This window comes from Providencia sp. wls1922 (genome assembly GCF_009706505.1).
Lineage (GTDB): Bacteria > Pseudomonadota > Gammaproteobacteria > Enterobacterales > Enterobacteriaceae > Providencia > Providencia lanzhouensis.
Genome location: NZ_WLUG01000118.1, coordinates 18,446 through 28,231, shown reverse-complemented (window position 1 = coordinate 28,231; position 9,786 = coordinate 18,446). Strand labels below are relative to the sequence as shown.

Here is a 9,786-nt window from a genome sequence, read left to right as displayed (position 1 = left end):
GTTTTGTTTCAATTAACCACATCACCGCACACGATGGCTTTACGCTGAGAGATTTGGTCAGTTTTAATCACAAACATAACCATGCCAACGGTGAAAATAACCAAGATGGTAGCGACGGTAACAACAGCCATAATCATGGTTTCGAAGGGTTAAACGCCCCTGAAAAAATAATATCGGAACGCCAACAGAGTCAGCGCCATTTACTAAGCTTACTTTTACTCTCATTAGGCACACCGATGCTGCGCGCAGGGGATGAGCTAGGGCATAGCCAACAAGGAAATAATAACGCTTATTGCCAAGATAACCCGATAAGCTGGCTTAACTGGCTGGAAGCGGATAGTGCTCTTATGGAATTTACGGCACAACTTACCGCTTTGCGCCAACAAATCCCTGCACTGACGTCGGGGCAATGGTGGCATTCACTGCCCCCCATAAAACCGTTGAGTGGCTAAATGCCCAAGGCTCTTCCATAACCCTTGAACAGTGGCATCAATCATGCCCCATCCAAGTGTTACTTTCTGGTCAATGGCTATTACTGATTAATTTCACTGAGCAAGCCCATTCGCTCACGCTTCCCGAGGGGGATTGGCACCCTGTCCCACCTTTTTCTTGCCACTTAATTGGTTCTATTCCTCCAAAAACTTTCGTGGTCATGCAGCGCCACCATTTTTCGCCAAATGCTCATTAAGGAATTGATATGTCAGAAAAAATGCCTTTTTACACCTACCCAAATCCCATTTCGAGGCAGCTATTATCCAAAGAACTTCCGAGCAATACAGTTGCGCTTATTTTGGCAGGTGGTAAAGGTTCTCGTCTCAAAGCCCTGACTCAGAAGCAGCCAAAACCTTCACTCCACTTTGGCGGGAAATTTCGAATTATCGATTTCACTTTATCTAACTGTATTAATTCAGGTATTTATCGCGTCGGGATACTGACCCAATACTATTCCCATCACTTAATCCAACATATTCAGCACAGTTGGTCATTTCTAAACGGGAAAACCAATGAATTTATTGAAATTTTCCCTGCTCAACAGAAACAGGATGCCGAAGATTGGTATCAGGGTACTGCCGATGCCATCTTTCAAAATCTCGATGTTATTAGCCAATATCAAGCCAAATACATCATTGTGTTAGCAGGGGATCATATCTACAAAATGGATTATTCCCGCATGTTGCTAGACCATGTAGAAAAAGGGAGCCAATGTACGGTGGCCTGTATTGAAGTACCCTGTAGCCAAGCATCTGAATTTGGCATTATGGACATTAACGATGACGAACAAATCATTAATTTTATTGAAAAACCTCAATTTCCTCCATCGATGCCCGGGAAACCTTATTCCGCATTAGCCAGCATGGGCGTTTACGTTTTTGATGCCCAATACCTTTATCAATTACTCGCGGAAGAGCAGCAGCAACAGAATACACAACATGATTTTGGCAAGAATTTAATCCCTAAAGCAGTACAGCAAGGTAAGGCTTGGGCGCATCCGTTTAGCCGTTCCTGCGTCTATTCTGATTTTAATATGGGCACATCCCCCTACTGGCGGGATGTGGGCACCATTGATGCTTACTGGAACGCCAATATTGATTTAGTTTCAGCGAAGCCCGCACTGGATATGTATGATCCTCATTGGTCGATTCGGACGGGTCACTCCCCATTGGCACCAGCTCGGTTTATTCAAGGTAAATCGCTGCAATCTCCTCAAATTACCAACACATTAATTAATGCTGGTTCTATCGTTGAAGACGCCAAAATTGCTAACTCCGTGATTTTCCAAAATGTCCGCGTGAATGCCCACAGCCAACTCGATGCCTGCGTGATCCTCCCCGATGTCTCTATTGGATACACCTGCCGCTTACAACGCTGCATTATCGATAGCGGCTGTGTATTACCCAACAAACTGGTGATTGGTGAAAACCCGCAATGGGATGCACAACATTTCTATCGCTCTGAAGGTGGCATCGTCCTTGTCACTCAAAAAATGCTTGATAACCTTGCGGCTTAAAGGAGATTCAGATGCGCATACTTCATGCTGGCTCAGAACTATTTCCCCTTCTAAAAACAGGCGGCTTAGCGGATGTGCTCGGCGCATTACCCCAAGCTCAAATCGCTGAAGGGGCGGATGTCCGCATCGTATTACCCGGTTTTCCCGCGCTACTGGATGCGATTCACCACACCTTAGTTGGCAACCATATCAATACATTTGCAGGCCCCATCACTCTACGTTTTGGTTATTATGATGGTGTCGGTCTCTATTTAATTGATGCCCCACATCTCTATCAGCGCACAGGCAGCCCTTATCACGACAATCATCAACACGAATACAGAGACAACTATCTGCGCTTTGCCTTACTAGGCTGGATAAGCAGCGAACTTGCCTGTGGTTTTGATGTCGATTGGCGGCCTGACATTGTTCATGCCCACGACTGGCATGCAGGACTCTGCGCCGCCTATCTTGCCGCCAAAAATTACCCTGTTCCTTGCGTGTTTACCGTCCATAATCTGGCTTACCAAGGGCTGTTTTCAGCAACCCATTTTCCTGAATTACAATTACCTAATGGCTTTTATTCCCCCGAAGGCTTAGAGTTTTATGGGCAAGTTTCCTACCTAAAAGCGGGGCTGTTCTACGCCAATAAAATCACTTTTGTCAGCCCCACTTATGCCAAAGAAGTCACTATTCCCGAATACGGTTATGGACTCGCCAGTTTATTGAAACAGCGCCAATCTCAAGAGGATATTTTAGGGATCTTAAACGGCGTGGATTACCAAGTCTGGGATCCGCAACTTGACCCGTTGATCTCCCACAACTACGGGCGACAAAACATGCTCGGCAAAGCCATCTGTAAAATGACTCACCAGCGAGAAAACAAACTTAATGTCACCGATAAAGTTCCATTGTTCGGCGTTGTCAGCCGCCTCAGTACACAAAAGGGATTAGACCTCTTGCTAGAAGTGATCCCCGATTTGCTACACCAAGGTGGGCAGCTGTCAGTTTTAGGCACTGGCGACGCTGACTTACAACACGCCTTTGAGCAATTGGCTCACCAATTCCCAAAACAGGTTTCTGTCGTTATTGGCTATGACGAACTCCACGCCCATAAATTGATTGCTGCCGCTGACGTCATTGTGGTGCCAAGCCGCTACGAACCTTGTGGTTTGACCCAACTTTATGGTCTGAAATATGGCGCTCTTCCACTGGTTCGCCACACGGGCGGGCTAGCCGATACTGTCACCGATTGCTCCCTCGAAAATTTAGCAGATCGCACGGCAACGGGTTTTGTATTTCATGACTATCACGGCTATCGCTCCCACCATGGAAAAACTACCGAACTCAATGATGCTGTGCGTCGCGCTTTCGCGCTTTGGAATGAACCGACTCGCTGGAAACGCGTACGCCGACAAGGTATGCAGATGAATTTTAGCTGGCAAGCTTCCGCCAAAAAATACCTTGCGCTTTACCGGAACTTAATTGAGCCAACGACGGAAGGTGCTGACCATGAATGATCCATTTACCATCCAAAATCGCGAACAGCGAATCAACACTCTAATCGACTCCATCCAAACCAAATTGAAGTTTATGATTGGCAAAGACCCCATTATTGCCACTCAACATGATTGGCTAAATGCCATCTCCTACGCTATCCGCGACTTAACCGTTGACCGTTGGTTGCGTGCCATTCGCCGTTCTCTGTCTCAATCGGATCGCGCTGTCGCTTACTTATCCATGGAATTTCTGATTGGGCGCACCCTTTCCAATACTTTATTAAATTTGGGCATGTATGAGGATGTGTCTGATGCTTTGAAAAAGATGGGCTTTGAACTGAGTGCGATTTTAGAAGAAGAGGATGATCCTGGTTTAGGCAATGGAGGTCTAGGGCGCCTTGCTGCCTGCTTTTTAGATTCTCTCGCCACCTTAAAAATCCCTTCCGTTGGGTTTGGTATCCGCTACGAATATGGCATGTTTCAGCAAAATATTATTGATGGCCAACAAGTTGAGTCCACCGACCGCTGGCTACAATATGGCAATGCATGGGAATTTCCACGCTATAACCTTAGCTATAAAGTCCGCTTTGCGGGTCGCCTTCAGCAAGAAGGCAAAATCGTTCGCTGGGTGGAAACTGAAGAAGTGCTTGCTCGCGCCTATGACCAAATCATCATGGGCTATGGATGTGATTCCACCAACACTTTGCGCTTGTGGTCTGCCCATGCCACGAATGAGATGAACATCAACAAATTCAATCAAGGGGAATACTCAGCAGCCGTTGAAGAGAAAAATTTCTCTGAGAATGTCTCCCGCGTACTCTACCCTAATGATTCTACGGAATCGGGGAAAATTTTACGTCTTGGGCAAGAGTATTTTCTTGTATCAGCAACCTTGCAGAATATCCTCGATGTCCATTACCGAATCCACGGCACGTTAAGTAACCTTGCCGATAAAGTGGCAATCCATTTGAATGATACCCACCCCGTTTTAGCGATTCCTGAACTGATGCGCTTGCTTATCGATGAGCACGAATATGAGTGGGAAGCCGCATGGCAAATGAGTGAAAAAACCTTTTCTTACACCAATCACACTCTGATGGGAGAAGCATTAGAACGTTGGTCTGTCGACCTTCTTGGGCGATTACTCCCCCGCCACCTACAAATTATCTTTGAAATAAATGACCACTTTCTCACTAAGATCAAACAGCGTTACCCCAACAACCCAGAACTTTTAACTCGCTTATCTCTGATTGATGAATCCCATGGGCGCTATGTTCGCATGGCATGGCTTGCCGTCGTGGGCAGCTACCGAGTCAATGGCGTGTCCAAGTTGCATTCGGAGCTTATGACTCAAGAAATTTTCTCTGATTTTTCCAAAGTATTTCCTGAGCGTTTTAGCAATATCACCAATGGCATTACCCCACGCCGCTGGCTGGCGTTGTGCAATAAACCCCTTGCGAGCTTGATTGATGAAACCATCGGTGAAGGTTGGCGGGAAGATCTCACAGAGCTTTCTCGCCTACAGCAGTACACAGATTTTCCTCTATTTATCGAGCGGTTAAAAACCTGTAAGTTAGAGAACAAAGTTGCCCTCGCCGACTATATCGCTAAAAACGTCAATATCATCGTCGATCCTCACGCCATGTTCGATGTACAAATCAAACGCATTCATGAATATAAACGCCAATTACTCAATATCTTGCAAGTCATTGGGCGCTACCAGCGAATCTTGCAACTTCCCGAAAAGAATTGGGTTCCGCGCGTGGTGATTTTCTCGGGAAAAGCCGCCTCATCCTACGTTAACGCCAAAATGATCATCCGGCTTATCAATGATGTCGCTAACGTGATTAACCACGACGCCCGAATCAAAAATCGTTTAAAAGTGATTTTTATCCCGAATTACAGCGTCAGCTTAGCGGAGTTAATTATTCCCGCCACCGACTTATCCGAACAGATATCCCTTGCAGGAACCGAAGCGTCAGGAACAGGTAATATGAAATTTGCCCTCAATGGTGCATTGACTATCGGTACATTAGACGGCGCCAATATTGAAATTCGCGAACATGTTGGAGAAGAAAATATGTTTATCTTTGGGCATACCGCCGAGCAAGTTGACGCGATTCGTACACAAGGCTATGACCCAAGAAAGATTTACCAAGAACATGAAGACCTACACAATGTCCTCAATTCCCTTGTTTCGGGTATTTTCAGTCCCGATGACCCTAACCGCTATTACCCGCTTTATGATTCTCTGATTAATTTTGGAGACCATTATCAATTACTTGCCGATTACCACTCTTACGTTCAATCCCAAGATGCCGTCGATAAGCTATACCAATACCCAACGTTATGGGCGCAAAAAACACTCAGTAATATCGCCAATATGGGCTATTTCTCTTCCGATAGAACCATTAATGAATATGTTGAAAAGATATGGCAAATGAAACCCACTCAGGAAAATAAACCGAAAATATAAAAACCATGATTAAACAGCCTAGAGATTTAACTTAAATACTCGCGTAAGGTTTAAAACTTTGAAGATCAAAAAAATGCATCAATACTCTGTATATGCGTATTTTTGCAGTTTTATCATTCGATAATTTTATTTTTATATTTTTTTATATTGAAAATATACTTAATTATATTTTCCACTTATTTAAATTTAAAAAAACTTAATTAATTACAGCTTAATTACATCAAAAAAACCAAATCAAAATTTCCATTCATTATTTTATTAATGACATTCACTTACCATTGTGATTACTATAATTAAAACTTAACAACAATAATTCAATATCTACGTAAACCTTATGTAGATTAATTAACCCTGCATGCAGCAATGCCCTATTTCATAGGAAATCATTATGAATAAAATCTATAAAACTATTTGGAACGATGCGATAAAATCGTGGATTGCCGTACCTGAAATAACGCAATCCGGATCTAAATTAAAAAACTTAACGGACAATAAGATTAATCCAAAAAACAAAGATAATAGTAAAAAAGAAAATGTTTTAAGAATATTCAATATAAAAAACATTGTCATTATTTTATCCGGTTTATTTCCATTCATCGCTAATGCGGTGGTTAGTGATAAATTAACAGTAAGAGTCGATGACGACGAAAACATGGTCGCCGTTTATAACATCGATATCTATAAAAAATATTTCCCTAATGCTAAATGGAATCCAAATAACTTATCTAACCTTTATTTGTCTGAAACCATTGTTGTGGGCAAAGATTCATCTATCGCGAATTCATCAACGGACTCAAGAACCACAGCCACAGGCGGAACCGTGGTTTTCGGTCCAAATTCAGTCGCTTATGGTTTTGGTAACACTGCATTTGGTGCCGGAACTTATGTCAGCTCCGGGGGTACTGCGGTAGGGGTTGCTACCATCGCAAATAACTTAAGTACCAGCGTTGGGCGCAGTGCAGTTGCTGAAAATAATGGTGTCGCGATTGGTCGAGCTGCATTAGCATCCGATACCGCAGACGGAGGGGTCGCTATCGGTGTTTCCAGTAAAGCTACCGCCAGTAATGCCGTCGCGATTGGTCGTTCTTCCGTAGCTTCAAATGTTAATGAAGTCTCCTTTGGTAACGATACAATAAAGCGTAAGCTCACTAATATTGATGCGGGTAGCGCAGATAATGACGCAGTTAACTTTAAACAGCTATCCACCACCAATACTAATGTCGCTAAAAACACTCAAGACTTAATTGATACGAATAATGCATTAAATACTGCAAAAACAGATTTAACTAAGCAGATCAGTGATAATAAAACTGATACTAACAACCAAATAACCACCGTAAATAATAAAATAACCCAGATTAATAATGGGGAAATAGGTATTGTTAAATTTAACGATGCTAATAAACTTATTAATGTTGCGAGTGATAAACTTGGAAAAATAGTCAGCTTTACCGGTTTAGATGGTGACCGTAAATTAACGGGCATTGATAAAGGCACAGCAAATAATGATGCAGTTAATGTCAGCCAATTAAATGAAACTAATGCATTAGTCGCCAAGAACATCACTGACATTGCCGACAATAAAACCGCGATTGATAAGAACACTACCAATATCGCCGACAATAAAACTGCGATTGACAAAAATACTACCGATATTGCGGACAACAAAACGGCTATCGATAAAAACACCACCGACATTGCCGACAACAAAACCGCTATCGATAAAAACACCACCGACATTGCCAACAACAAAACCGCGATTGATAAGAACACCACCGATATTGCTGACAATAAAACTGCGATTGATAAAAATACTACTGACATAGCAGACAACAAAACGGCTATCGATAAAAACACTACCGATATCGCCGACAACAAAACGGCTATCGACAAAAACACCAGCGATATCACCAGCAATACCGCGGCGATTGATAAAAATACCCAAGACATCACCAAGCAAGGGGATACCCTCACCAATATCACTAACAACTTAGAATCCGGTACCTTAGGACTTGTTCAGCTATCGGCAAACGGTGAAGAAGTGATATTGAGCGAAAAAGCCAAAGACGCCAAAGCGTTTAATCTCGGCAACAAAACCCTGAACGGTGTGAAAGCGGGTAAATTAAGCGCAGACTCTACTGAAGCAGTGAATGGCAGTCAGCTCCATGCCACCAATCAAACCGTGATAGCGAATACCACTGCGATCGCCGCTAACAAAACAGCCATCGATAAAAACACTACCGATATCGCCGACAACAAAACAGCCATTGATAAAAACACTACCGATATCGCCGACAACAAAACGGCTATCGACAAAAACACCAGCGATATCACCAGCAATACCGCGGCGATTGATAAAAATACCCAAGACATCACCAAGCAAGGGGATACCCTCACCAATATCACTAACAACTTAGAATCCGGTACCTTAGGGCTCGTCCAGCTGTCTGCCAACGGTGAAGAAGTAATCCTCAGTGACAAAGCCAAAGATGCCAAAGCATTTAATATTGGCAATAAAACCCTCAAGGGCGTAACGGCAGGTAAATTAAGCGCAGACTCTACTGAAGCAGTGAATGGCAGTCAGCTCCATGCCACCAATCAAATGGTGAAAATCAATACGGATAATATTGCTAAGAATACGGCTGATATTGCTGATAACAAAACGGCTATCAGCAAAAATACCCAAGATATTACAGAGAATAAAAATGCGATTACCACGATCACCAAAAATATTGATTCTGGTTCGTTAGGGTTAGTGCAATTAAGTGCTGATAACCAAAAAATCGTGTTGAATAGCAAAGCTGATAGCGCTCGTGTATTTGAATTTAACAACCGGACATTAAGCGGCGTATCTGCGGGTCGAATTGCGGCTGACTCTACCGAGGCTGTCAATGGTAGCCAATTGCACACGACCAACCAAAGCGTAGCTAAAAATACACAAAAAATTCAAGAAAATAGCGACAAAATAGCGCAACACGATACAGCGATTGCGCAAAATACCAAAGATATCCAAGCCAATACCGATAAACTGACGCAGCATGACAAAATGCTTAACCAGAATAGCCAAGACATTAAGGAAAACACCAACCGCCTAAACGATCACGATAAGGAAATTGCTCAGAGTAAACAAGATATTAAGGCGAATACGGAAAAACTGGCTGAGCATGATAGCGCCATTAGTAAAAACACCAGCGATATTCAGAAAAATACGGCGGCATTAGATAAACAAGGTAGCGAAATTGCGCGTTTATCCTCAGAAATGGGAGATGCCGGAGCGCTGAAAATGAGCCGTGACGGTGAAAGTATCAACCTTAGTGATAAGGCAAAAGGCGTCAAGTCCATCAATTTTGGCGATAAACAACTTTCCGGTATTGCCGATGCGAAAAATGACAGTGATGCCGTCAATTTAGCGCAAATGAAACGCGGTAATGCCGAAACCTTAAAATCTGCGAACACTTACACCGATGAACGAGTCAATCAGTTGGGTGAATTTACAGAAAACGGGTTAAATCGCCTGAATACCAAAATTGATGATTTAGACAAAAAAGTCGACAAAGGTTTCGCTGCGAATGCCGCACTATCCGGTTTGTTCCAACCGTATGGCGTAGGGAAAATGAACTTAACGGCGGGTGTCGGGGGTTATAAAGATGAATCCGCAGTCGCTGTCGGTATGGGATATCGCATTAATGAAAATGTTGCTATCAAAGGGGGCGTCGCCGCATCAACGGGCACAGGTTCTTCCACTATGTACAACGCGTCAGTTAACTTTGAATGGTAGTTTGAGTTGATATATGAAGGGGAATACCTATTGTATTCCCCTTTTT

5 protein-coding genes and 1 pseudogene are annotated in these 9,786 nt (G+C 43.2%); all 6 read left to right on the top strand.

Annotated elements, in window-relative coordinates:
- Nucleotides 1-452: pseudogene (locus GKR71_RS19155) on the top strand (glycogen debranching protein GlgX); the annotation flags it as partial.
- Entirely contained in the window at nt 413-688 is a 276-nt protein-coding gene (locus tag GKR71_RS20115; protein ID WP_230085120.1) for a hypothetical protein, read from the top strand. The pseudogene GKR71_RS19155 and the gene GKR71_RS20115, both read left to right, overlap by 40 nt.
- Nucleotides 689-697: 9 nt before the next feature.
- Nucleotides 698-2,008 (top strand): glucose-1-phosphate adenylyltransferase, encoded by a 1,311-nt coding sequence (gene glgC, locus GKR71_RS19150; protein ID WP_154634728.1) that lies wholly within the window; start codon nt 698-700, stop codon nt 2,006-2,008.
- A gap of 11 nt (nt 2,009-2,019) precedes the next feature.
- Complete coding sequence (glgA, locus tag GKR71_RS19145; RefSeq protein WP_036949206.1) at nt 2,020-3,507, top strand: glycogen synthase GlgA; 1,488 nt, start codon at nt 2,020-2,022, stop codon at nt 3,505-3,507.
- The gene (glgP, locus tag GKR71_RS19140) at nt 3,500-5,962 is read left to right on the top strand and encodes a glycogen/starch/alpha-glucan family phosphorylase (protein WP_154634727.1); all 2,463 of its coding nucleotides are present in this window, start codon (nt 3,500-3,502) and stop codon (nt 5,960-5,962) included. Before glgA ends, glgP begins: the two co-directional genes overlap by 8 nt.
- 388 nt (nt 5,963-6,350) lie before the next feature.
- Nucleotides 6,351-9,740, top strand: a complete 3,390-nt coding sequence (locus GKR71_RS19135) for a YadA-like family protein (RefSeq protein ID WP_154634726.1) — start codon at nt 6,351-6,353, stop codon at nt 9,738-9,740.
- Nucleotides 9,741-9,786: the final 46 nt, after the last annotated feature.

What these genes read in the sequence shown, in the direction of transcription:
- glgC (WP_154634728.1), top strand. Translation starts at nt 698, where the DNA reads ATGTCAGAAAAAATGCCTTTTTACACCTACCCAAATCCCATTTCGAGG.
- glgA (WP_036949206.1), top strand. Translation starts at nt 2,020, where the DNA reads ATGCGCATACTTCATGCTGGCTCAGAACTATTTCCCCTTCTAAAAACA.
- glgP (WP_154634727.1), top strand. Translation starts at nt 3,500, where the DNA reads ATGAATGATCCATTTACCATCCAAAATCGCGAACAGCGAATCAACACT.
- GKR71_RS19135 (WP_154634726.1), top strand. Translation starts at nt 6,351, where the DNA reads ATGAATAAAATCTATAAAACTATTTGGAACGATGCGATAAAATCGTGG.